The organism is Pseudonocardia aurantiaca, from assembly GCF_039526725.1.
Classification (GTDB): domain Bacteria; phylum Actinomycetota; class Actinomycetes; order Mycobacteriales; family Pseudonocardiaceae; genus Pseudonocardia; species Pseudonocardia aurantiaca.
Genome location: NZ_BAAAJG010000027.1, coordinates 422,135 through 444,099, shown reverse-complemented (window position 1 = coordinate 444,099; position 21,965 = coordinate 422,135). Strand labels below are relative to the sequence as shown.

The 21,965-nt window shown below is 71.5% G+C and carries 22 protein-coding genes; 11 read left to right on the top strand and 11 right to left on the bottom strand.

All coding sequences use genetic code 11. The features are described 5' to 3' along the window. The first annotated feature begins 818 nt into the window (after positions 1-818). Positions 819-971 carry a DUF418 domain-containing protein gene (locus ABD143_RS38415; protein ID WP_379659951.1) on the top strand — a complete coding sequence of 51 codons (153 nt, stop codon included), beginning with the start codon at positions 819-821 and terminating at the stop codon, positions 969-971. A 91-nt stretch (positions 972-1,062) separates the two neighbouring features. Here ABD143_RS38415 and ABD143_RS35060 read toward each other — a convergent pair whose 3' ends face one another. From ABD143_RS35060 to ABD143_RS35040, 5 genes are all read right to left on the bottom strand, one after another. Further along, a complete protein-coding gene (locus ABD143_RS35060) occupies positions 1,063-3,294 on the bottom strand; it encodes an ABC transporter ATP-binding protein (RefSeq protein WP_343987018.1) in 2,232 nt (743 codons plus the stop codon). A gap of 109 nt (positions 3,295-3,403) precedes the next feature. Beyond that, entirely contained in the window at positions 3,404-3,562 is a 159-nt protein-coding gene (locus tag ABD143_RS35055) for a hypothetical protein (RefSeq protein WP_343987016.1), read from the bottom strand. Between the two features lie 267 nt (positions 3,563-3,829). Then, positions 3,830-4,024 (bottom strand): hypothetical protein, encoded by a 195-nt coding sequence (locus tag ABD143_RS35050; RefSeq protein WP_343987014.1) that lies wholly within the window; start codon positions 4,022-4,024, stop codon positions 3,830-3,832. Next, positions 4,021-4,248, bottom strand: coding sequence for an SgcJ/EcaC family oxidoreductase (locus ABD143_RS35045; protein ID WP_343987012.1), 228 nt, complete (start codon positions 4,246-4,248; stop codon positions 4,021-4,023). Before ABD143_RS35045 ends, ABD143_RS35050 begins: the two co-directional genes overlap by 4 nt. A 353-nt stretch (positions 4,249-4,601) precedes the next feature. Then, on the bottom strand, positions 4,602-4,847 hold the full coding sequence (locus ABD143_RS35040) for a hypothetical protein (RefSeq protein ID WP_343987009.1): 246 nt from the start codon (positions 4,845-4,847) through the stop codon (positions 4,602-4,604). Between the two features lie 78 nt (positions 4,848-4,925). Here ABD143_RS35040 and ABD143_RS35035 point away from each other — a divergent pair, with 78 nt between their 5' ends. Then, on the top strand, positions 4,926-5,258 hold the full coding sequence (locus ABD143_RS35035; RefSeq protein WP_343987007.1) for a putative quinol monooxygenase: 333 nt from the start codon (positions 4,926-4,928) through the stop codon (positions 5,256-5,258). A gap of 174 nt (positions 5,259-5,432) precedes the next feature. Here ABD143_RS35035 and ABD143_RS35030 read toward each other — a convergent pair whose 3' ends face one another. Beyond that, positions 5,433-6,440 (bottom strand): TerC/Alx family metal homeostasis membrane protein, encoded by a 1,008-nt coding sequence (locus ABD143_RS35030; RefSeq protein ID WP_343987004.1) that lies wholly within the window; start codon positions 6,438-6,440, stop codon positions 5,433-5,435. A 169-nt stretch (positions 6,441-6,609) separates the two neighbouring features. Between ABD143_RS35030 and ABD143_RS35025 the strand changes: the two genes are divergently transcribed. The 3 genes from ABD143_RS35025 to ABD143_RS35015 are packed head-to-tail and all read left to right on the top strand — an operon-like array spanning position 6,610 to position 9,060. Beyond that, on the top strand, positions 6,610-6,927 hold the full coding sequence (locus ABD143_RS35025) for a hypothetical protein (protein WP_343987001.1): 318 nt from the start codon (positions 6,610-6,612) through the stop codon (positions 6,925-6,927). Continuing rightward, on the top strand, positions 6,917-8,164 hold the full coding sequence (locus tag ABD143_RS35020; protein WP_343986998.1) for a cupin domain-containing protein: 1,248 nt from the start codon (positions 6,917-6,919) through the stop codon (positions 8,162-8,164). Before ABD143_RS35025 ends, ABD143_RS35020 begins: the two co-directional genes overlap by 11 nt. Continuing rightward, positions 8,161-9,060 (top strand): sucrase ferredoxin, encoded by a 900-nt coding sequence (locus tag ABD143_RS35015; RefSeq protein ID WP_343986995.1) that lies wholly within the window; start codon positions 8,161-8,163, stop codon positions 9,058-9,060. The genes ABD143_RS35020 and ABD143_RS35015 overlap by 4 nt, the downstream gene beginning before the upstream one ends. Positions 9,061-9,067: 7 nt before the next feature. Here the strand turns inward: ABD143_RS35015 and ABD143_RS35010 are convergent, their stop codons facing one another. Then, a complete protein-coding gene (locus ABD143_RS35010) occupies positions 9,068-10,228 on the bottom strand; it encodes an App1 family protein phosphatidate phosphatase (RefSeq protein WP_343986992.1) in 1,161 nt (386 codons plus the stop codon). A 29-nt stretch (positions 10,229-10,257) separates the two neighbouring features. Between ABD143_RS35010 and ABD143_RS35005 the strand changes: the two genes are divergently transcribed. Then, complete coding sequence (locus tag ABD143_RS35005) at positions 10,258-10,926, top strand: HAD hydrolase-like protein (RefSeq protein ID WP_343986989.1); 669 nt, start codon at positions 10,258-10,260, stop codon at positions 10,924-10,926. A 485-nt stretch (positions 10,927-11,411) separates the two neighbouring features. On the opposite strand, the gene glpK (ABD143_RS35000) is transcribed toward ABD143_RS35005, so the two are convergent. Together glpK (ABD143_RS35000) and ABD143_RS34995 are read right to left on the bottom strand one after the other, a co-directional pair. Beyond that, positions 11,412-12,926 (bottom strand): glycerol kinase GlpK, encoded by a 1,515-nt coding sequence (gene glpK, locus ABD143_RS35000; RefSeq protein ID WP_343986986.1) that lies wholly within the window; start codon positions 12,924-12,926, stop codon positions 11,412-11,414. Continuing rightward, on the bottom strand, positions 12,923-13,687 hold the full coding sequence (locus tag ABD143_RS34995; protein WP_343986983.1) for an IclR family transcriptional regulator: 765 nt from the start codon (positions 13,685-13,687) through the stop codon (positions 12,923-12,925). The genes glpK (ABD143_RS35000) and ABD143_RS34995 overlap by 4 nt, the downstream gene beginning before the upstream one ends. Positions 13,688-13,842: 155 nt before the next feature. On the opposite strand from ABD143_RS34995, the gene ABD143_RS34990 reads away from it, so the two are divergent. From ABD143_RS34990 to ABD143_RS34980, 3 genes are read left to right on the top strand one after another with little or no spacing between them, the layout of a single operon-like run. Next, the gene (locus ABD143_RS34990; RefSeq protein WP_343986980.1) at positions 13,843-14,658 is read left to right on the top strand and encodes an MIP/aquaporin family protein; all 816 of its coding nucleotides are present in this window, start codon (positions 13,843-13,845) and stop codon (positions 14,656-14,658) included. An 11-nt stretch (positions 14,659-14,669) separates the two neighbouring features. After that, positions 14,670-16,187, top strand: coding sequence for a glycerol kinase GlpK (gene glpK / locus ABD143_RS34985; RefSeq protein WP_343986977.1), 1,518 nt, complete (start codon positions 14,670-14,672; stop codon positions 16,185-16,187). A gap of 42 nt (positions 16,188-16,229) precedes the next feature. Further along, the gene (locus ABD143_RS34980; protein ID WP_343986975.1) at positions 16,230-17,939 is read left to right on the top strand and encodes a glycerol-3-phosphate dehydrogenase/oxidase; all 1,710 of its coding nucleotides are present in this window, start codon (positions 16,230-16,232) and stop codon (positions 17,937-17,939) included. A gap of 135 nt (positions 17,940-18,074) precedes the next feature. Here ABD143_RS34980 and ABD143_RS34975 read toward each other — a convergent pair whose 3' ends face one another. Beyond that, entirely contained in the window at positions 18,075-18,488 is a 414-nt protein-coding gene (locus ABD143_RS34975) for a hypothetical protein (RefSeq protein WP_343986972.1), read from the bottom strand. 90 nt (positions 18,489-18,578) lie between these two features. Between ABD143_RS34975 and ABD143_RS34970 the strand changes: the two genes are divergently transcribed. Together ABD143_RS34970 and ABD143_RS34965 are read left to right on the top strand one after the other, a co-directional pair. After that, a complete protein-coding gene (locus ABD143_RS34970; RefSeq protein ID WP_343986969.1) occupies positions 18,579-19,574 on the top strand; it encodes a threonine ammonia-lyase in 996 nt (331 codons plus the stop codon). Between the two features lie 115 nt (positions 19,575-19,689). Further along, a complete protein-coding gene (locus ABD143_RS34965) occupies positions 19,690-20,754 on the top strand; it encodes an NAD(P)-binding domain-containing protein (RefSeq protein ID WP_343986966.1) in 1,065 nt (354 codons plus the stop codon). 6 nt (positions 20,755-20,760) lie between these two features. Here ABD143_RS34965 and ABD143_RS34960 read toward each other — a convergent pair whose 3' ends face one another. After that, positions 20,761-21,858, bottom strand: a complete 1,098-nt coding sequence (locus ABD143_RS34960; RefSeq protein ID WP_343986963.1) for a YncE family protein — start codon at positions 21,856-21,858, stop codon at positions 20,761-20,763. Positions 21,859-21,965 lie beyond the last annotated feature (107 nt).

Here is a 21,965-nt window from a genome sequence, read left to right as displayed (position 1 = left end):
TCATTCGGGGGTGAGTGGCGAGGCCACGATGGAAGTGTCAGGGCAGCCGGTCCCAGCGTCGGAACCCTTGCCGCGGCAAGACGTGTACTACGTCGGCTGCATACAGTATGTGATGAATACGCGATACCTGGCGGCCTGTCCAGACTTGTACCGTCCTGTTGTGCTCTTCGACACAGTCAGCGTTCCGTCGTTCTTAACATTTGTCCGATTGTTCTCAATATTTTGTCGGTTCTCTCAATATCTGTCCGGTTTGCTCTGTTTGTTAGATCGCCGACGATATGCGTATTCCCGAGTGTGCGGACGGCCGAGGGCCGGCGGCGCATTCCGGGTGACGCCGCGGCAGCGAACCGTCGCCTGCGTCGAGTCAGACGGCTGCCTACTTCGGCATCTCCGGGTTGCGGGACGCGGTATCGGCTGCGACCGGGGCAGCCGGTGGCGTGCGATGTCGCCGAGTGCGCGGCACGGCCCCGGGCGCCGCGGTGGGCTGCGGGATGTTCGGTGCCGAGGCGTGGTGGCGGCCGGTGCCGGCCCCGGCCCTGCTCGGCGTGGCGTTCGCGGTCCTGGCGGCGCCCGCGGTGTGGTGGCAGGTGGCGGTGGGCAGCGACGCGGACGACCCTGCGGCGACGCACGCGCCCGGGGTGGCCGGCCTGCTGATCGCCGGGATCTACATGTGCGCCCTGCTGATCCTGCTCTGCACGCCGCTGCGGGCCGGTGCTGGTCGCCGCGTTCGCGCCGCTGGGACGGATGGCGCTGACCAACTACCTGGGCGCCACCGTCGCAGTCCTGCTAGTGGTGGCGGTCCTCGGCCATCCGGAGCGGTGGTCACGACGGTCGTGCTCACCATCGTCGGGGTCGTCCTCGCCGCCCAGTGGACGTTCTCCACCCTGTGGCTGCGCCGCCACGTGCAGGGCTCGCTGGAGTGGCTCTGGCGCTGGGCCACCTGGGCCCGCCGCCCACCGCTGCGCCGCTGACCGACCGAGAAATCGCGTCACGCGACGCCTCCGCGGCGAGCGGGGGGTTCATGCCTCTCCGCCGGGCCAGGCGACAGAACCCTTCCGCTGCCTACTTCGGCATCTCTCGGCCGCGGGGACGTGGTCGCGGCTCCGGTATGGGCAACCGGTGACGCGCTGACGTTGGAGGCTGCGGGGTGTTGTATGCCGTGGCGTGGTGGCGGCCGGCCGACCGGGCCCCGGCATCTTGGCTTGCTGGGCTCACGGCGGGAAGCCTGCTGGTGGTCGGAGTCGGGTCGGGACCTGACGCGCCGCCCCTGCGGGGTCGCGGGGAAGGAGGCGGATCGGCCCGGCCGAGGGTTTTGACGGGCCGGACCGGGAGGACCTTGGCAAACCGTGTCGTCGCCAACACGCTGTCCGGGGCGGCCCCATACGGCCGGACGGCAGGAACCCTGATGGTGGGCAGGTTCGCCGGGGAGCCGAGCGGCGCACGGCGCGGCGGCGTGATCGCGGCGGTCGCGGCCGCGTCTTGCCCCGAGTGGTCGGGGTGGTGCAGGTGGTAGAGCCGCGTGTAGCCAGGGTGCCAGCCGAGGAGTTGCTGGTGGGTGCCTGCGCCGGTGATCACGCCTTCGTCGAGGAACAGGATCTGGTCGGCGTCGGTGACGGTGAGCAGGTTGTGCGAGATGATGATCGTTGTTCGGCCGCTCATCAGCCTGCGCATCGGCTCGAGGACCCGCTGCGTCGACTCGGCGTCCAGACCGGTGGTCGGTTCGTCGAGCAGCAGCACCGGGGAGTTGCGGATCATTGCTCGGGCGATGGCGAGGCGTTGGCGTTGGCCGCCCGAGAGCATTCGGCCGCGTTGCCCGATCCGGGTGTCGTAGCCCTCGGGCAGCGCGGTAATGAACTCGTGCGCGTCCGCGGCGATCGCGGCTTCGGTGATGTCCTGCTCGGTGGCGTCCGGTTTGCCGTAGCGGATGTTGTCCGCGACGGTGCCATCGAACACAAGGGTTTCCTGCAAGACCGCGGTGACGTTGCGCCGCACATCGCTCAGCGACAGGTCGCGCAGGTCGCGCCCATCCAGGGTGATCCGGCCGTTAGCAGGATCGTAGAATCGCAGTATCAGCTTGGTCAGCGTGGTCTTGCCCGCGCCGCTCGAGCCGACGATCGCCACCTTGGCACCGGGCGGGACCCGGTAGCTGATCCCCCGCAGCACCGTCTTGCCGGTTCCCTCGTAGCTGAACTCGACGTCGTGGAAACGGAGGTCTCCGGCGGCGCGCGTCAACGCGCGGGGGTTCTCGGGCTGAACGACGCCGGGCTGCTCGTCGAAGACCTCGATGATTCGCTCGGCGCTAGCGCTCGCGGAGTAGATCGAGTTCCACAGATTGCCGAAGCCGCTGATCGGCCCGTACAGCTGGGTCAGGTAGGCAACGAAGACCAACAGCCCACCGAGGGTGATCCTGTTGTTGGCCAGTTCCCACACCGCGATGCCCACGACCAGCAACACACCGATTGTCTCGAGCAGGCTGCTGAACGGGGAGAACAGCGCTTCGAGCCTGGTGGCGGTCATTTGGGCCCGAAAGCTGCCCAGGTTCTCCTCGCGGAACCGGTGCACCTCATGGTCTTGACGGTCGTAGGCCTGGACCAGCGCGACGTTGCCCAAGGTCTCCTCGGCGACCGCGCTGATCGAACCCGAACGGCGCCGCCGTTCCCGGGAGGCGTCCTTGATGCGCCGGGAGAACACCCGCGCCAGCAGCAGGAAACCCGGCGCGGCGACGAACGCGGCCAACGCCAGCTGCCAGTTCAGATAGAACATGGCGATGGTGAAGAAGCCGATCTGTACCGCGTAGGTCAGACCCACGTTCACGCCGGTCAGGACCAGCGACTCGATCGAACCGACGTCACCGGTGAGGCGCGACATGAGGTCCCCGAGCTGGTTGTTCTCGAAGTACCCCGGAGACAACCGCTGCATGTGCGCGAAGAGCCGAACCCGTAGATTCAGCACAAATCGCTCGCCCACCCACGCCGACATGTACTGGTCGGTGAAGTTCACCAGCCCCTCGAGCAGGGTGATCCCCAGGTACGCGGCGGCCACCAGGGGGAACAGCCGGTAATCGTGCGGGGTCAACACGTCGTCGACAAGGATCTTGAACAGCCAGATGCTGACCGTCGCCAGGGCCGGCCCGACCGCGGCCAACAGCAGGCTCAGCCCCATGCGCCCCCGGAACGGGCGGGTCTCGGGCCAGAACCGGCGGAAGATGGTCCGAACCTTGAGCCGGGGGGTTGGCTCGACCAGCGACGTTGCACCCCCGTCAGCATCCCGGTCCGCGGGCTCGGTCTCGGACACCGCGCCAGCAGACGTGGCATCGGCCGACATAGCGGTCATAGAGAAACCTCCGGCACGACGGCCCCACCCGCGCGCGTGGCGGGTGGGGCCGTCGTGCAGTCAAGAAAGCTCAGCCGCAGCCGCAGCTCGACTTCTTCTTGTCCGAGTCGCTGCTGGTGCGCTTGTGGTTCCACCTCACCGGACGGGTGTCCTTATCGTCGTCCGTGTCGCGCGCCGGCTTCGGTGCTTCCTTGCAAGCCTTCTGCGGGGTCAAGCTGAACTTACCCATGTTGTCCCTTTCCTTACGTTTCGCACCTCGGGGAGCGAGGTCCGATCCGCAACTCACAGCCACGTGCGAGTCACCGGAACGAAGTTGCCACGGCTGTCTATGGAAATCCTGTGCGGCAAATAAGAGTTTGCGTTACCTGGCGAATCATGCCTAGATGCACGGAACCCCAGAAACGGACACGACAGTTCATCCCCGACTTCAGGAACGCAAGTCTGCAGTTGCGCTTCACAGCACGCAGACCGCAAGCTGCTCAACCAGCAGGCAACCTCATCGGGCGGTACCGAATGGAGCAATCATGCGCAGATTCATCCTGTTTTGAAATCCACGTACGCCCCCGCCGAATCCGAGTGACCGGGCGCCTCCGGGCCGAAGCGCGTCGAGCACCCACTCCCCGTCGATGAGGGCCCGCACCTCGCCGGCGCCGGCGCGCACCCGGGCCGTCGCCTCGAACAGCAGCCTCATCGCCCGCGCTCCTGCACGCGGGTGTTCTGGAACGCGGCGATCCGCCAGCCCTCGGCGGTGTCGGCGAGCACCAGGGACACCACCGACTCCCGCTCCGGCGCCAGATCGGTCGCGCCCTCGGGCCGGACCCCGCCGGCGACGAGTGCGACCGCTACGTCAGGCCGGAGAAAACGGACCTCGGCGGGCGGGCTCGAGTTCGCCCCGCCCAGACGCGAGTTCCGCAACGGGCCTTCGAAGAGCCAGCGGTGGACGTTCTCGATCGCCTCCGCGCCGCGCAGGGACGGTGCCGTCGAAGACGACGTAGATGGCGTCGCGGGTGAACAGGGCGGCGTACGCGGAGGCGTCGCCGGCGTCCCAGGCGGTGGCGAGGTCCGCGAGGACGGTGTCGATCGGGGTTCGGTCGGTGGATACGGACATGGTTGTTCCTCCCGTGCGATGAGCAGGACGCGAACGGACCCCACGGTTAGGCTCGTGCACGCAGTTCCGAGCTGTGGACGTGCGCGGAGTCCGTCGCCGAAGCGGTTCCGGTCCGGGCGGGGACGTGGCCGCGTCGCCGCCCGGACCGCTGCGGGTCACGTCATCGGGGGCACCCCCGGCAGGTCGCGGACGTCGTCAGGCCACGTGAGCCGTCCGGCGCCGATGTCGGCGACGAGCCCGGCACCCACTCGCACTCGGCGCTCAACCGGGCGATTTCGAACTCCAGCTCCACGAGCAGCAGCCACGGCACCTCCCGCGCCGCTGCGGCGAGTGCGGCACCGGCCTCCTCGGCGCGGCGGGCCAACTCGTCGCGGCGGGCGTCGAGAGCCGCGCGGGCCTGCGGCACCGGAAGGCAGCCGTTGCACTAATTGGTCAAGGGCAACCCGCACCGGGCAACCACGGTCCGCGCCGCTACGGTCTGCGAATGGTTGCCGAGCAGGAGTCCCGCCGCATCGGCCGGTACGTGCGGATGGAAGCGCTGCCGGGCCGGGGCACCGCTCTCGCCGACACCCTGCTGCGGGTCGCCGAGAACATGGCCAAGTCGCCTGCCTGCGAGATGTACCTGATCAACCGCTCCGTGGACGAGGCCGACGTCGTCTGGATCACCGAGATGTGGTCGGACGAGGCCGCGTCGATAGCGGCGCTGGGCGGCGAGCTCGGCCAGATCGGCATCGAGGACGTGATGGACCTGCTCGCCGCCCCGCCCGACCTGATCGAGCTCCTCCCGGTGGGCGGCACCGGGATGCCGCGCGGCTAGCTGCGCGCGGCTCGTGTCCCGCGCCGGAAGTCCGGTGCGTATATCGGCGGATCCAGGTTTCCGCTGGGTGTGCCGGGGCGCGGTCCTCGTACCGGGCGTACTCGGGCCGTGCGCCGGTGCGCCCAGCGGGGAGCTGGGTCGTCGAGATATGTGGTGGACTTGCGGCGCGGGGCACTAGCTGCGCTCCTGCTCCGTCGTCTGCTTCCGGGCCCGCAGTGAGCCGGCGTGGGCCTTCGCCGTCGGGTCGTGGCGGGTCTTGACGAGGCTCGCGACCGTCACGACAACGAGGATCGCCACGATCACGACGAGGCTCACCGGCGTGGAGATCTCGGGGACGCCCGGGCTGATGTCGACGTGCGCCCAGTGCAGGATCAGCTTGAGCCCGATGAACCCGAGGATCACCGACAGCCCGGTGGAGAGGTACACCAGCCGGTCCAGCAGGCCCTTGACCAGGAAGAACAGCGCCCGCAGGCCGAGCAGCGCGAACGCGTTGGCCACGAACACGATGTAGGCCTCGGACGTCACGCCGAACACCGCGGGGATCGAGTCGAGCGCGAAGAGCAGGTCGATGCTCCCGATCGCGATCAGCACGACGAACAGCGGCGTGACCATGCGCCTGCCGTCCACACGCGTGACGATCCGCCCGCCGACGTAGTCCTCGGTGATCGGGAGGAGGCGGCGCGCGCTGCGGACGACGGCGTTGTCCTCGACGTCCGGGTCCTCGTCGCGGTGCCGGAACATCTGCACGGCCGTGTAGATCAGCAGCAGGCCGAAGATCAGGAACATGAACGAGAACAGCGACAGCAGCGTGGCACCGAGCGCGATGAAGATCCCTCGCATCACGAGCGCCAGCACGATGCCGAACGTCAGCACCTTGTGCTGGTGCTCCTCGGGTACCGCGAACGTCGTCATGATGATCACGAAGACGAAGAGGTTGTCGACCGACAAGCTCTTCTCGACGATGTAGCCGGCGAAGTACTGCGTGCCGAAATCCCAGCCGTAGTTCATGGCGAACCACAGGCCGAACAGCACGGCCACCGCGATGTAGAAGATCGACCAGGCCGAGGCCTCCCGGAAGCCCACCCGGTGCGGCCGCACCGCCGCGAGCAGGAGATCGATCGCGAGCAGCGCGACGACCAGCCCGATCGTCAACGCCCACGTGAGCCCGCTGATCTCCAGCATGTCCACCTCCGCACATCGGGATCCCGCCCAGGATCCATTACCTACGCTTTACCCTACGGCTCCGTCCCTTGATCGGTTCCGTGCCGTATCCCACTTCGGGGGTCTACCCCGGCCCCAAACGGGTAGTCCCGGGCCGTCACCGCCAGGTGACACGAACGCAGGAGGAGCCATGGCACTCGACGACGACGACATGACCACCACGCCTGGCAGCGGGGCCTCGGACGGCGGCGCCGACGGCGGCGCCGACTCCGGAGCGGCGGGTCCGGCGGACGCAGGCGCGGGCGGCACGCCGGGCGCGAAGGACGGCGGGGCTGACGGAGGTGCCGACGGAGGTGCCGACGGGGGCGCCGACGGGGGTGCGGACGCCGGCGCAGACGGGGGCGCCGCCGACTCCGGGGCCAGGGGCCCGGCCGACGCCGGCGCGGGCGGGCGGCCGGGTGTGCACGACGGCGGAGCCGACGGAGGCGCGGACAGCGGTGCCGGCTGAGCGCACCGCCGCTGCATTGGGCTCCACCACCGCTCTCGCCCGGGCCATCGGCGCCGCGGCCGACGGGTTCGCCGACCTGCACTGGGGCCGGGAACCGCTGCTCGTCCGCGGCGCCGACCCGGGCGGTTTCCGCGACCTGCTCGACCTCGACGGCGTTGACGAGCTGCTCTCGCGCCGAGGGCTGCGCACCCCGTTCGTGCGGCTCGCGCGGAACGGGGCGGTGGTGGACTCGGCGTCGTTCACCGGACCGGGCGGGGTAGGCGCGGAGATCGCCGACCAGGTGCGCGACGACCGGGTCGCCGCCCTCTTCGCCGACGGCACCACAGTGGTGCTGCAGGCCCTGCACCGCACGTGGCCTCCGGTGATCGACTTCTGCACGCTCCTCGCCGCCGAGCTGGGGCACCCGGTGCAGGCCAACGCCTACGTCACCCCGCCGTCGTCGCGCGGGTTCTCCGCGCATTACGACGTGCACGACGTGTTCGTGCTGCAGCTCGCCGGCCGCAAGCACTGGACCGTGCACGCACCCGTGCACCCCGACCCGCTCCGCACCCAGCCGTGGAACGACCACGCCGGAGCCGTCGCCGCCCGCGCCCGCGACGACGAACCCGCCGTCGACACCGTGCTGGAGCCGGGGGACGTCATGTACCTCCCCCGCGGCTGGCTGCACGCCGCCACGGCGCTGGGCGAGGTGTCGGCGCACCTAACGGTCGGGGTGCACGTCGTGACCAGGTTCGCGCTGGTGGAGGCGCTCACCGCGCTCGTGGCCGGGGACGAGGAGCTGCGCACGTCTCTCCCGCTGGGCGTCGACGTGGCCGACCCCGATCAGCTCGCCCCGCACCTCGACGCAGTCCGCGCGGCGCTCGCAGCCGCGCTCGAGCGGGTGAGCGCCGAGGACGTCGCCCGTCGCGTCCGCGGCCGGGTCTGGTCGGGCACCCGTCCCGAGCCGGTGGGGCCGGTGGCCGCGGCGGCGTTCGCCGACGGCCTCGCCGCGGGCGACACCGTGCGCCGCCGCACCGGCCTGCGGCACCGGTCCGCCGAGCGCGACGGGCAGCTGGTGGTCGACCTCCCCGACCGGAGCATCACGCTCCCCGCCGCGACCGGTGAGGCGCTCCGCACGCTGCTCAGCGGAACCCCATGCGCCGTGGGTAGCCTCCCCGGCATGGACGAGGCCGACCAGCTCGTGCTGGTGCGCCGCTTGCTGCGGGAGGGTGTGCTGGTGCCGGCCGCGAGCTCGTGACGGCCCCGCCCACCTGGCCCCGCTGCTCGTTCGTCGCCGAGGCGGCGGGCGATCCCCTGGAAGGCACGGCACCCCCCGCCGACCGCTGGTTTGCGGTCGAGCACCCGGGGCCCTGGGGCCGGGTGCCGCTGACCCAGTCCGGAATCGACCGCGCTGCCGTCGCGGCGCTCGGGACGTGGGCGTCCGCCGCGAACGGGCGGGTCGTGCTGGTGCGCAGGCCCGGCCGGGCGGACGCGAGCGGGACGCGGCGCTGGTTCCGCGTCGACTCCCGCCCCGGCCACGAGTCGGTCAGCACCGGCACGTTCGCGGACGAGTCTGAGCTGGTCACGGCCGTCCACGCGCCGGGAGAGCCGTACGGCGGGCCACTGTTCCTCGTCTGCACACACGGCGGCCACGACACCTGCTGCGCGGTCCGCGGCCGCCCGGTCGCCGCCGCGCTGGCCGGCGCGGACCCGGCGGCCACGTGGGAGACGAGCCACGTCGGCGGCTGCCGGTTCGCCCCGGCCGTCGTGCTGCTCCCTCACGGCTACGTCCTCGGCAGGGTCCCGGCGGCCCGGGCTCCCGCCGTCGCGGACGCCTACCGCGAGGGTGTGATCGAACCGCGGTACGTCCGCGGCCGTTCCGCCCTCCCGCCTGCCGTGCAGGCCGCGCAGCACCACGCCCGCGCCGCTACCGGAGCCCTCGGCGTCGACGCCCTGCGCCTGGTCCACAGCGCCCGCGAGGAGCAGCCGGGAGACGTCGTGGGCTGGCAGATCGAGCTTGCCGAGCCCGAATGCTCCGTCATGCTGCGCGAGCGCACGGTGCCGGCGGGCCGCCCGCTGACCTGCGCGGCCACGAAGCCGGGCCGGACGCGCGTCTTCGACCTCGTGAAGATCAGAACGGCGGCGCGGGGCTGACCAGCCGTCAGTCGGCCTGGACCTCGGTGAGCGCGGAGGCGTCGAGCAGGCCGACGGCCGCCGCGTGGGTGGCGATCTGCAGGCTGTTGTCCACCGCGAGCATCGGCACCCCCTCCGCGGTGACCGCCGCCGCCAGGGCGTCGACCTCCGTGAGCCTGCCGGGCAACGCGTGGCGCGTGCGGCGGATGTAGACCGCGCGGATGCGGTCGGGGTGGCGGCGGGCCAGCGTCGCGTAGATCTCCGGGTCGAGCTGTCCGCTGTCGCCGACGAGCACCAACCCCAGCCGCGGGTGCTCCTGGAGGGTCCGCTCCACCAGCCCGACCTTGTGCTCCTGGGCCCCGATCCGGAAGAGCCCGCTGCGGGAGGGCCCCCAGTCGGTCAGCAGCAGCGGCCCGAGCGGGAACCGGCGCAGCGCGATGAACTCCAGCAGCATCTCGTGCAGGTTCCAGGGGCTGGTCGACACGTAGAAGACCGGGCGCCGGGGCTGGTTGGGCGGGCAGACCAGCGCCCGGTAGAGCGCGGCAGCCCCCGGCAGCGGAGCCCGGTCGCGGACGGGGGTGAGGAGCGTGGCGCGGATGAACTCGATCCCACGGCTCAGGCCCGTCTCGAGGATCGTGTCGTCGACGTCGCTGACCAGCCCGATCCGCACGTCCGGATCCACGACCAGCACCTGCGCCGAGACGGCGGAGCCGTCGCGGAGGCTCATCTCGAACTCGTGCCAGCCCGGGTCGAGGGCGTCGACCTCCAGCACCGCGTCGACGTAGCCGTCGCGGTCCGCGCGGACCTGGGCCGAGCCGCCCGGCCAACTGATCGCCACGACCGCGCCCGGCACCTCGACGGTGAGAAAGCGCGCCACGCTCGCCCGCAGCACGGCCCTGCGCGTCGCGGGCGTCGCGGGCGCATCCGGCACCCCGGCCGCAGGCGCAGCTGCCGCCGGCCTGCCGAGCACCACCCGCCCGCCGACCCGGACCCGGCGCGTGGTGCCGTGCCCGATGAACGGCACGACCATCGGCAGATGCCGCCCGCGGACCCGCAGGGCGAGCAGTACCCCGGCCTGCACCACGGTCTCGACGAGCATCGCGGCCCGGACCACCATCTTGCGGACGACAGCCCGCCACCCCCAGTCGTGCACCATGAAGACGTACCGCACCGCACCGCCCGGGGCCACCGGGGACCCGCCGCCGTAGTATGCGATCAGTGCGAACCGTCCTGCTCGACCTCGACGGCACCCTCGTCGACTCGGCCACCACGATCGTCGAGCACCTCACGGCAGCGCTGGCCGAGGTGGGCTTCGCGGTGCCCGCGGCCGACCGGCTCCGCAAGCTGGTCGGCCCGCCGTTCGAGACGGCACTGCCGGAGCTCGGGCTCACCCCCGACCAGACGGCCGCAGCGATCGTCGCCTACCGCTCGTCGTACGACGTCGTGGCCGCCGAGGTCACACCCGTCTACCCCGGCATCCCCGCACTGCTCGAACAGCTGCGCGAAGCCGGGCTGCGGCTGGCGGTCGCCACCTCGAAGCCGGAGCAGATGGCCCGCAAGATCGTGGCCGGGGTCGGGCTCGCCGGGCACCTGGAGCTCGTCGGGGGCGCCGACCACGTGGCCGGGCGCGTGGGCAAGGCGGCCGTCGTGGAGTCGGTGCTGGAGCGGCTGCGCGTCGACCCCGCCCGGCAACCAGTGGTGATGGTCGGCGACCGCCACCACGACGTCGACGGCGCGGCCGAGCACGGCGTCCCGACGATCGGCGTGGCGTGGGGCTACGCCGAGCCGGGCGAGCTGCACGGCGCGCGGCTCGTCGTGCCGGACATCGCGGCGCTCGGCGAGGCGCTGCGCGCCGGCGACGTGTGGTCCACGTCCCGGGCGGCCTGACCGCCCTTCAGCCCGTCGACGCTCGAGTCGATCACGGATCACGGTTCGGCGAAACGGGCGCGCGCCGGGGAGCCCCCCGGATAGCATGATCGCCTCGATGTCACGTGGGGGGCGACGGGTGGCAGTGGGGATGGCCTACGGGTCCGACGGGATCCGGGCGGGTTGCCGCTGTGCAGCACCCCTTCGTGGCCGCCGATGCTCCCGCGGACCGACGTGGCCACCACCGCCGTCAGCGGGCTGCACGAGCGGCTCCGCGGGATGGCCGCCCGCCGCGGCGCAGAGCGCGGCGTAGCCCGGGAGGGACAGGTCCACCACGCCCGACGGCGTCGCGGGCAACGGCTCAGCCCAACTACACCGCCGCGGCAGCCCGTTCCTGCGCGCCCGGCACGATCTCCGCGCGGCGACCGCCCGGCTCGTCGTCACGCCTGCGGGTGCGGACTTCGAGAGCCCGGACGGGCAGCGAGCCGACGGGCGGCGCTGGGACTTCACCCGTCCCCCGCCGGCGTCTGCACCCACCCGTAGCTGCGGTTCACCGCTCGGCCCCAGTTCTCCCGCTCCCGCCGCCGCAGGGCGTCGTCCATCGCCGGTTCCCACGCCGCCGCCCGGTGCCAGTTCGCCCGCAGGACCTCCAGGTCCGGCCAGTACCCCACCGCGAGGCCTGCCGCGTATGCCGCGCCGAGTGAGACGGCCTCGGAGCCGAGCGGCCGTTCCACCGGCACGTCGAGCACGTCGGCGATGAACTGCATGAGGAGGTGGTTTGCCGTCATGCCGCCGTCGACCTTCAGCCGGGTGACGGGCACGCCGGAGTCGGCGTTCATCGCGTCGACGACCTCGCGCGTCTGCCAGCCCGTGGCCTCCAGCACCGCGCGGGCGAGGTGGCCGCGGTTGATGAACGACGTCAGTCCGACCATGACGCCGCGGGCGTCCGGGTGCCAGCGCGGGGAGTACAGCCCGGAGAACGCGGGGACGATGTAGCAGCCACCGTTGTCCGCGACGGTGCTCGCGAGCGTCTCGATCTGGGCGGCGGTGTGGATCATCCCCAGCGAGTCGCGGAACCACTGCACGAGCGAGCCGGTCATCGCGATGGCGCCCTCCAGCGCGTACACCGGAGTGGAGCCCAGCACGTAGCCGACGGTCGGGATGAGGCCGTGCGTCGACTCCGCGAGCACGTGACCCGTGTTCATCAGCAGGAACGCGCCCGTGCCGTAGGTGCACTTGGCCTCGCCGGGTGCGAAGCACACCTGGCCGACGAGCGCGGCCTGCTGGTCGCCGAGCGCTCCCGCCACCGGCACGCCCGGCAGCACGGACGTGCAGATGCCGTAGACCTCGGCGTTGGGCCGGATCTCGGGCAGCATCCGGCGCGGCACCCGCAGCACGTCGAGCAGCTTCTCCGACCACTCGAGCGAGCGGACGTCCATCAGCATCGTGCGGCTGGCGTTCGTGACGTCGGTGACGTGCCTGCCGCCGTCGGGACCACCGGTCAGCCGCCAGATCAGCCAGCTCTCCATCGTGCCGAACAGGACGTCCCCGGCCTCGGCGCCCTCGCGCGCGCCGGGCACGTGGTCGAGCAGCCAGCGCAGCCGCGGACCGGCGAAGTAGGTGGCGGGAGGAAGGCCGCAGATGTCCTTGATCAGCGGCGCGTGCCCGTCATCGGCCAGCCGGGCGACGATGCCGTCGGTGCGGGTGTCCTGCCAGGTGATCGCGGGTGCCAGCGGGATGCCGGTGTGCCGGTTCCAGATGACGGTCGTCTCGCGCTGGTTGGCGATGCCGAGCGCGACGATGTCGTCCGGGGTGAGGCCCGCGCTGCGCAGGGCCGCCGGCACCACCCGGGTGACGTTGCGCCAGATCTCTGCCGCGTCGTGCTCGACGAGGCCGGGGCGCGGGTAGTGCTGGCGGTGCTCGCGCTGCGCGACGGCGATCATGCGCCCGGAGCGGTTGAACAGCAGGCACCGCGTGGATGTGGTGCCCTGGTCGATGGCCGCGACGACCCGCTCCCTCATGGCCCTACCACCAGGTCGGCGGAGATCTCCCGGGCCGCGCCGACGAGCTGCTCGGCCAGCAACGGGCGCAGCTCGCCACCCAGGCCGTAGAGCTCCTCGATCGGCCCGACGACGCCCAGCGCGCCCACCACGATCCCGCCGCTCGCGCGCAGCGGTGCGGCGGCCCCGCCGGCGCTCGCCTCGTACTCGCCCGTCTCGCTCGCCCAGCCGCGCCGCCGTGCGAGCGCGAGCTGTGCCTCCACTGCCGCCACCGTGACGCACGTGCGGCCGGTCCAGCGCTGCAGATCCAGGTCGCGAGCTGGAGGTGTCGCGACGGGGGCGAAGGCCAACAGGCACTTGCCGAGCGCGGTGGCGTGCAGCGGCTGTTCCTCCCCGGTGCGGATGTTCTGGGGGCTGCCGTCGGGCCGGAACACATGGTGAATGAGCCGCACCGACCGCCCCGCGACCACACCGAGATGCACGGCGAGCCCCGTGCTCCCGGCGAGCGAGTCGGCCCAGTTCATGGCGTGTCCGCGCAGGTCGTGGCGGTCCCAGCCCCCGCTGCCCAGCTCGCGCAGGTCCGTCCCGAGCCGGTAGCGCGCGGTCGCGAGGTCCTGGTCGACGAAACCGACCTCACGCAGCGTCCGGACGATGCCGTGGGCCGTCGGCCGGGGCAGGTCCAGCGCGGCCGCCAGCTCCGCCAGCCCGAGTGGCCGGTCCGCGCTGCCGAGCAGCCGCAGGATCGCCGCTGCCCGCTCGATCGACTGGATGGAGCCCGGCACGGCCCCGACTCTACGACTCGCGGAGGCCCGAATGTGACCTTCACCCAATCGGTGGTTCGACAATGTCGAACGCCCGGCGTTGACCCGTGGTCCGACCCTTCATAGCGTCCGCTGGACGCGCCGCGGAACGGCGTGTTCCGAAACGGGAGGACTCGATGGCGAGGAACTCGTATTTCGGGGAACTGGTAGCCGAATTCTTTGGCACCATGATCCTCATCCTGTTCGGCGTCGGCGTGGTGGCACAGGTCGTAACCTCGGTCCCCCCGGGGAACGTGGGCAACCACGACTCCATCGCCTGGGCCTGGGGCATCGGCGTGATCCTGGGCATATACGTCTCCGGCCGGATCAGCGGCGGGCACATCAACCCTGCGGTGACGATCGCGCTGGCGGCGTTCCAGGGCTTCCCGTGGCGGAAGGTGGCCCCGTACGTGCTCGCGCAGACGGCGGGCGCGTTCGTGGCAGCGCTCATCGTCCGGTTCGTCTACGCCGACCTCATCAACATGTTCGACCCGCAGCACACGATCAAGTCGCAGGGGATCTTCTCGACGCTGCCCGGCAACGGCGTCGCGGGCGTAAGTGTCACGACCGCCTTCTTCGACCAGATCACAGGCACCGCGATCCTGGTGTTCGTCGTGTTCGCGCTCATCAACGCCCGCAACAACCCGCCGCTGTCCAACCTGACGCCGGTGGTCATCGGCCTGCTCGTGGTCGGGATCGGAATGGCATGGGGCGCCAACGCCGGCTACGCGATCAACCCGGCCCGTGACTTCGGACCGCGACTCGCCTCGTTCATCACGGGCTACGAAACGGCGTTCCTCGACCAGTACGGAACGCCCTACTTCTGGGTGCCGATCGTCGGGCCGATCGTCGGCGGTCTCATCGGCGCTGCGCTGTTCCAGTTCACCGTCGCCCGCTACATCCCCGCCGACGAGACAGTGCCCACCCCCGTGGGCCGCGACGTGCCCCGCTAAGGAGAAACCCAATGGCCGACTTCGTCGGTGCCATCGACCAAGGCACCACGAGCACCCGATTCATGATCTTCGACCACTCCGGCAACGAGGTGGGCCGCCACCAACTGGAGCACGAACAGATCCTTCCGCAGGCGGGCTGGGTGGAACACAACCCCGTCGAGATCTGGGGGCGCACGTCATCGGTGCTGCAGACCGCGCTCGTCAAGACCGGGCTCAGCGCATCGGACCTCGTGGCGTTGGGCATCACCAACCAGCGCGAGACCACCGTTGTGTGGGACAAGCGGACCGGGCGCCCGCTCTACAACGCGATCGTCTGGCAGGACACCCGCACCGACCGCATCGCCTCCGCCCTCGAACGCGAGGGCAAGGGCGACGTCATCCGGCAGAAGGCGGGCCTCCCGCCCGCCACGTACTTCTCGGGCGGAAAGATCCAGTGGATCCTGGAGAACGTCGACGGCGCCCGGGAGGCCGCCGAGAGCGGCAACGCGATCTTCGGCAACACCGACACGTGGGTGCTGTGGAACCTCACGGGCGGCAAGGACGGCGGTGTGCACGTCACCGACCCGACGAACGCCAGCCGCACGATGCTGATGAACCTCGAGACGCTCGACTGGGACGACGAGCTGCTCGGCTTCTTCGGCATCCCACGGTCGATGTTGCCCGAGATCAAGCCGAGCTCGTGCCCGGAGTGCTACGGCACCACGCTGCTGAAGGGGCCGTTGAGCGGCGAAATAATGATCACCGGCGACCTCGGTGACCAGCAAGCCGCCACGGTCGGCCAGGTGTGCTTCGCGCCCGGTGAGGCGAAGAACACCTACGGCACCGGCAACTTCATGCTGCTCAACACGGGCACCGAGCTGGTGCGCTCGAAGGCCGGGCTGCTCACCACTGTCTGCTACCAGTTCAACGACGACCGGCCGGTCTACGCCCTGGAGGGCTCGATCGCCGTCACCGGGTCGGCGGTGCAGTGGCTGCGTGACCAGCTGGGCATCATCTCCGGCGCCTCGGAGAGCGAGTCGCTCGCCCGGCAGGTGGAGGACAACGGCGGCGTGTACTTCGTGCCCGCGTTCTCCGGGCTGTTCGCCCCGTACTGGCGCTCCGACGCCCGCGGGGCGATCGTCGGGCTCTCGCGCTACAACACCAACGCGCACCTGGCGAGGGCCACGCTCGAGGCCATCTGCTACCAGAGCCGTGACGTCGCCGAGGCGATGGAGAAGGACTCGGGCGTCGTGCTGGAGGTGCTCAAGGTCGATGGCGGCGTCACCGCCAACGAGCTGTGCATGCAAATCCAGGCCGACGTGCTCGGCGTCCCGGTGAGCAGGCCCGTGGTTGCGGAGACCACGGCCCTGGGCGCGGCGTACGCGGCAGGCCTCGCCGTCGGGTTCTGGAAGAACACCGACGAGCTGCGCACCAACTGGAACGAGTCGAAGCGCTGGCAGCCCCAGTGGTCCGACGAGCAGCGCGCGTCCGGGTACGAACGGTGGAAGAAGGCCGTGACCAGGACGTTGGACTGGGTCGACGTCGACTGACACTCCGGAGAACGGACTTCGCAACACGAAGGAAGGACAGCCATGAGATCGGTCCCGCTCTCGCCTGAGGCCCGTGAGGCCGCGCTCGACGCGATGGGATCGACCGAGCTCGACGTGCTCGTCGTCGGGGGCGGCGTCGTGGGCAGCGGAGCCGCCCTCGACGCCGCCACCCGCGGCCTCACCGTCGGGCTCGTCGAGGCCAGGGACTTCGCGTCCGGCACGTCGAGCCGGTCGAGCAAGCTGATCCACGGCGGCCTGCGTTACCTGGAGATGCTCGACTTCCGGCTCGTCGCGGAGGCGCTGCAGGAACGCGGGCTGCTCATCCAGAAGCTCGCGCCGCACCTGGTGCGGCCCGTGCCGTTCCTCTACCCGCTCTCCCACCGCGTATGGGAGCGGTTGTACGCCGGTGCCGGCCTGGCGCTGTACGACACGCTCGCGCTGCTCTCCGGCCGCGGGCGCGGCGTGCCGCACCACCGACACCTGTCGCGGCGCGGGGCGCTCAAGATCATGCCGTCGCTGCGCAAGGATGCCCTGACCGGCGCCCTGCTCTACTACGACGCGCAGGTCGACGACGCGCGGCACACGATGTTCGTCGCCCGCACGGCCGCGGCGTACGGGGCGCACGTCGCCTCGCGGGCGCGGGTGGTGGGGCTGCTGCGCGAGGGCGAGCGCGTCACCGGCGCCGAGGTGCACGACCTGGAGTCCGGCCGCACCATCCGCGTGCACGCCCGCCAGGTCATCAACGCCACGGGCGTGTGGACCGACGAGACACAGGGCCTCGTCGGCGAGCGCGGGCAGTTCCACGTGCGGGCGAGCAAGGGCATCCACCTGGTGGTGCCGCGCGACCGCATCCGCGGCGACGCCGGGCTGATCCTGCGCACCGAGAAGTCCGTGCTCTTCGTGATCCCGTGGGGGCGGCACTGGATCATCGGGACGACCGACACGGACTGGAAGCTCGGGCTCGCCCACCCGGCGGCGAGCGCTGCCGACATCGAGTACCTGCTCGACCACGTCAACCAGGTGCTCGAGCAGCCGCTCACGCACGAGGACGTCGAGGGGGTCTACGCCGGGCTCCGGCCACTGCTGTCGGGCGAGTCGGAGCAGACGTCGAAGCTCTCCCGGGAGCACGCCGTCGCGCACACGGTGCCGGGCCTCGTCGTCGTCGCGGGCGGCAAGTACACGACCTACCGGGTGATGGCGAAGGACGCCGTCGACGCGGCTGTGCATGCGCTGCACACGAAGGTGCCGCCGTCGGTCACGGAGAACGTGCCGCTGCTCGGCGCGGACGGCTACGAGGCGCTGAAGAACTCCTCGCAGGTCCTCGCCGCGCGCTCTGGCCTGCACGAGGCCCGGATCCAGCACCTGCTGCACCGGTACGGATCGCTGATCTACGAGGTGCTCGACCTCGTCGTCGCGGACCCTAGCCTCGGCGAGCCGCTCACCGGGGCACCCGACCACCTGCGCGCGGAGATCGTCTACGCCGCGTCCCACGAGGGCGCGCGGCACCTGGACGACATCCTCGCCCGCCGCACACGGATCTCGATCGAGACGTTCGACCGGGGAATCGGCGCGGTGGAGGAGGTCGCGCGGCTCGTGGCGCCGGTGCTGGGCTGGAGCGACGCGCAGGTCGACCGCGAGGTGGAGCACTACCGCAAGCGCGTGGATGCCGAGCGCCAGAGCCAGATGATGCCCGACGACGAGACGGCCGACTCCGCCCGGATGGGCGCACCGGACGTCGTGCCGGTGGTCTGACGTCCGCGACTCGCGCGCACCCAGAGCGCGACTCGCGCGCACCCAGACCCCGACTCGCGGAAGTGGTGGTCGTGCTTCCCGCGAGTCGGGGTTTGAGTGCGCGCGAGTCGGGGTTTGAGTGCGCGCGAGTCGGGGTCAGTCCTCGTCCCATACCGACAGCAGGCTGACCAGCACGAACACCTGCACGGGGAGTGGCAGGCCGGGGAGGTCCGCTTCGGCTTCGCCGAACCACGCGCTGGTGCGCCGCACCGTCCCTGCTGTCTCGCCGTCGGCGCGGAGCACGTGCTCGTTGCGGAACAGCGAGGTGCGCTCGAAGTCGTGGGTCACGCCGCCGGTCTCCAGCGTCCAGGCCAGGCGCCCCACCCCGTCGGCGACGGCGACCGCATCGCCCGTCTCGTCGAGCAGCCGGTAGCGGCGGCCCGTCCACCCGCCGCGGGTGACCTCGAAGCAGCGGCCGTCGAGAACGAAGGCACCGCCACCGAAGAAGGCCGACGGCTTCCAGGTGCAGAGCACAACCTCGTCGTGGCTGATCTCGTACCGGGTGCTCAACAACCCCACCCGTGACGCTCGCAGCACGCCGTCAGCCCACCACCCCCGGCGCAGATCCGCCAGGGTGTGACGGCGCGTAGCGTGGCGCGAGTGGGTGACTTGATCGGGATCGACGACATCACAGCAGCGGCCGACCGGATCTCCGGACACGTTCTGCGCACACCGACGGTGCCGAGCCCGGGCCTCGCCGCCCACTTCGGCGTGCCGGTCACGTGCAAGCTCGAACTGCTGCAGCGCTCGGGCTCGTTCAAGCCGCGCGGCGCCTTCCACAAGCTGCTCGGGCTCTCCCCCGCTGAGCGCGCCGCGGGTGTGGTCGCGGTCAGCGGCGGCAACCACGGGCTCGCGCTGGCCGACGTCGCCGGCTCGCTCGGCGTCGCCGCCACCGTCGTGATGCCCGAGTCGGCGCCGCGGCGCTCGATCGAGACGGCCCGCACCTCCGGCGCTGACGTGCGCCTGACCCCGGACATGGCGAGCGCGTTCGCCCTGCTCGACGAGCTGGTCGCAGCCGGGCTGACCCTGGTGCACCCGTTCGACGACCGGGCGGTGCTGGCCGCGCAGGGCACCGTCGGGCTCGAACTGGCCACCGACGCCCCCGACGTCACCGACGTGCTGGTCAGCGTCGGCGGCGGCGCGCTCATCGCAGGTGTGGCCACCGCGGTGCGGGCGCTCCTGCCGGGTGTGCGGGTGTGGGGCGTCGAGACCGAGGGCGCCGAGGCGATGTCCCGGGCGCTGGCCGCGGGTGCGCCGGCGCCGATCACGCCCAGCTCGATCGTCACCACGCTGAGCGCTCCGTTCGTCTCACAGCTCACGCTGGACCACGTCCGGGAGCTGGTGGAGGACGTGATCGTCGTGTCGGACGGCGACGCCGTGCGCGGCACGCTCACGCTCGCCGAGAACGGAAAGGTCTGGGCCGAGCCCGCAGCCGGGTGCCTGGTGCCTGCCGCGCACCAGGTGCTCGACCGCGTCGGCCCGGACGCGCACCTCGGGTTCGTCGTCTGCGGCGGCAACGTCGCCGCCTCGGACGTGGCGGGCTGGGTGGAGCGCTTCGCGGCGACGCCGTTCCCGGCGCGAGTGCCCGTGGCCTGACGGCCGGCTCCGAGTTCCAGCGGGGTGGCATCGCTGACGTTCAACGTCAGCAAGGTCACCCCGCTGAGGTCCGGGCGCTTGGAACGGGGCCCCCGGTTGCGCTGTTCCGTCCCATGTGGAGTTCGTGGACGTGGTCGTCATCGGCGCGGGGCAGGCGGGGCTCTCGGCCGCGTACGGGCTGCGCCGGGCGGGGCTGCAGCCGGGTACGGGCTTCGTCGTCCTCGACGGCGAGGCCGGTCCGGGCGGCGCGTGGCGCCACCGCTGGCCGACCCTGCGGGTGGACGGCGCCCACCGCATCTCCGGCCTGCCGGGGGTTCCGTTCGAGCCCGCAGATCCGACTCTCCCGGCGGCGCAGGTTGTGCCGGCGTACTTCGACGCGTACGAGCGCAGGTTCGACCTGCGGGTGCGCCGCCCGGTGCGCGTCGGCGCGGTGCGCGACGCGGCCCCCGACCTGCTCGTCGAGACCGACTCCGACACCTGGCGGGCCCGTGCCCTGATCAACGCGACCGGCACATGGACCCGCCCGTTCCGCCCGCGGTACCCCGACGCCGAGAGATTCCGGGGGCGCCAGCTGCACACCGTGGAGTACCGCGGCCCCGAAGAGTTCACGGGCCTGCGGTTGGTCGTCGTCGGGGGCGGCACCTCCGCCGTGCAGCTGCTGATGGAGATCGCACCGTTCGCGGCCGCGACGACCTGGGTGACGCGGCGCCCGCCGGAGTTCCACGAGGGCCCGTTCGGCGACGGGTTGGGGCGGGCCGCCGTGGCGCGCGTCGAGGAGCGGGTGCGGGCGGGTCTTCCGCCGCAGAGCGTCGTGGACGTGACCGGGCTGGCGCTCACGTCCGAGGTGCGCGCCGCACAGGCGTCGGGGGTGCTGCACCGGCTGCCGATGTTCGAGCGGATCACGCCCGACGGGGTGGCCTGGGCCGACGGCACGAGTGTCCCGGCCGACGTCATCCTCTGGGCGACGGGGTGGCGGGCCGCCCTGGGGCACCTGGCACCGCTGCGGCTGCGCGGGGTGGGCGGCGGGATCGCCGTGGACGGCACCCGCGTCCGTTCGGACCCGCGAATCCACCTCGTCGGCTACGGGCCGAGCGCAAGCACGATCGGCGCCAACCGCGCGGGCCAGGCGGCGGCGCGGGAGGTCGTGACCCTGCTGCGCTCGCCCGCCGCCGTCGCCTGACCCTAGCTACCGGGTGATCCCGGTGTGCCCCAGCGAGTAGCGCCCCGGCTGCGGCCACACGCACAAGCCGTGTGGCCCGTCGCCGACGTGGATCTTGCGGATGAGTTTCCCGTCCGCCGTGGAGATCACGTAGACCGCCTGGTTGTAGCGGCCCGAGAGCCAGAGCTGCGTCCCGTCGGCGTTGAGGTTGCCCATGTCCGGGCTTCCCCCGCCGGGGATTTTCCATTTCGTGATCGCGGCACCGGTCGTGGAGTTCAGGACGCTGATCGTGCCCTCGTGCCGGTTCGTGACGAAGAGCTTGGTGGCGTCGCGGGAGAGATAGAGCCCGTGCGCGCCATGCCCTGTGGGGATCTGCCGCAGCACGGTCGTCGCGGCCCCGTCGAGCACCCATAGCCCGCCCTGATCGGCGTCGGCGACGTAGAACACCGAGCCGTCCGGGGAAAGCTTGACGTCCTGCGGCCCCATCCTGGTGTTCCGCACGGGCATGTCCATCATGCGGATGATCTTGTGCGTGGCCACGTCGAGGACCAGGATCCGGCCGGCGAACTCGCAGCTGAACACGGCGATGCGCCCGTCGGCGGAGAAGTCGGCGTGATCGATGCCCGCACAGTCCGGGGTGTGCAGGGTGTCCTGCTCCCGCCACGTGTGCGGGTCGTAGAACACCAGTCGCTTGAGCCTCTCCGCGACGGAGATGGCCGAGCGCCCGTCGGGCGTGAAATACAGGTTGTACGGGTCGACCACCGGGATGCTCGGGCCCGGCAGGCCGGTCTTGGGTTCGAACGGGGTCAGCGTGTTGCCGATATCGTCGCTGGCGTAGAGCGTGGTCATGTCGTAGGACGGGATGACGTGCTGCAGCTCACGGCCCAGCCGGTGCTTCCCGACGACCTCGAACGTGGCCTGGTCGATCACCCACACCTGGCCTGTGCGCGTGTGCGGCACGTACACCAGCGGTTTCGCGCTCTCGACGGCCGCGGACAGCATCCCCGGACCGGCGGCGGCGTAGACGTTGCTCGGGTCCGTGACCGCCGGCATCAACGGCAGCGCTGCCATGTGTTCGACCGCGGGTGCGGTCGTGGTGGTGGCAGCAGGCGTCGGGGCGGTCATGGAAGCCGGTGGCGGGGCGGCGGGGGCGGGGGCGGTACAGGCCAGCAGCGCCAGCGCCCCGGCGAGCAGGACGGCAGATGCCCCACCCCGGCGGGCACGGACCGCGC

What these genes read in the sequence shown, in the direction of transcription:
- ABD143_RS35035 (WP_343987007.1), top strand. Translation starts at nt 4,926, where the DNA reads ATGGTTGCCGAGCAGGAGTCCCGCCGCATCGGCCGGTACGTGCGGATG.
- ABD143_RS35050 (WP_343987014.1), bottom strand. Translation starts at nt 4,024, where the DNA reads ATGAGGCTGCTGTTCGAGGCGACGGCCCGGGTGCGCGCCGGCGCCGGC.
- ABD143_RS35025 (WP_343987001.1), top strand. Translation starts at nt 6,610, where the DNA reads ATGGCACTCGACGACGACGACATGACCACCACGCCTGGCAGCGGGGCC.
- glpK (WP_343986977.1), top strand. Translation starts at nt 14,670, where the DNA reads ATGGCCGACTTCGTCGGTGCCATCGACCAAGGCACCACGAGCACCCGA.
- ABD143_RS34980 (WP_343986975.1), top strand. Translation starts at nt 16,230, where the DNA reads ATGAGATCGGTCCCGCTCTCGCCTGAGGCCCGTGAGGCCGCGCTCGAC.
- ABD143_RS35030 (WP_343987004.1), bottom strand. Translation starts at nt 6,440, where the DNA reads ATGCTGGAGATCAGCGGGCTCACGTGGGCGTTGACGATCGGGCTGGTC.
- ABD143_RS34960 (WP_343986963.1), bottom strand. Translation starts at nt 21,858, where the DNA reads ATGACCGCCCCGACGCCTGCTGCCACCACCACGACCGCACCCGCGGTC.
- ABD143_RS35055 (WP_343987016.1), bottom strand. Translation starts at nt 3,562, where the DNA reads ATGGGTAAGTTCAGCTTGACCCCGCAGAAGGCTTGCAAGGAAGCACCG.
- ABD143_RS34990 (WP_343986980.1), top strand. Translation starts at nt 13,843, where the DNA reads ATGGCGAGGAACTCGTATTTCGGGGAACTGGTAGCCGAATTCTTTGGC.
- glpK (WP_343986986.1), bottom strand. Translation starts at nt 12,926, where the DNA reads ATGAGGGAGCGGGTCGTCGCGGCCATCGACCAGGGCACCACATCCACG.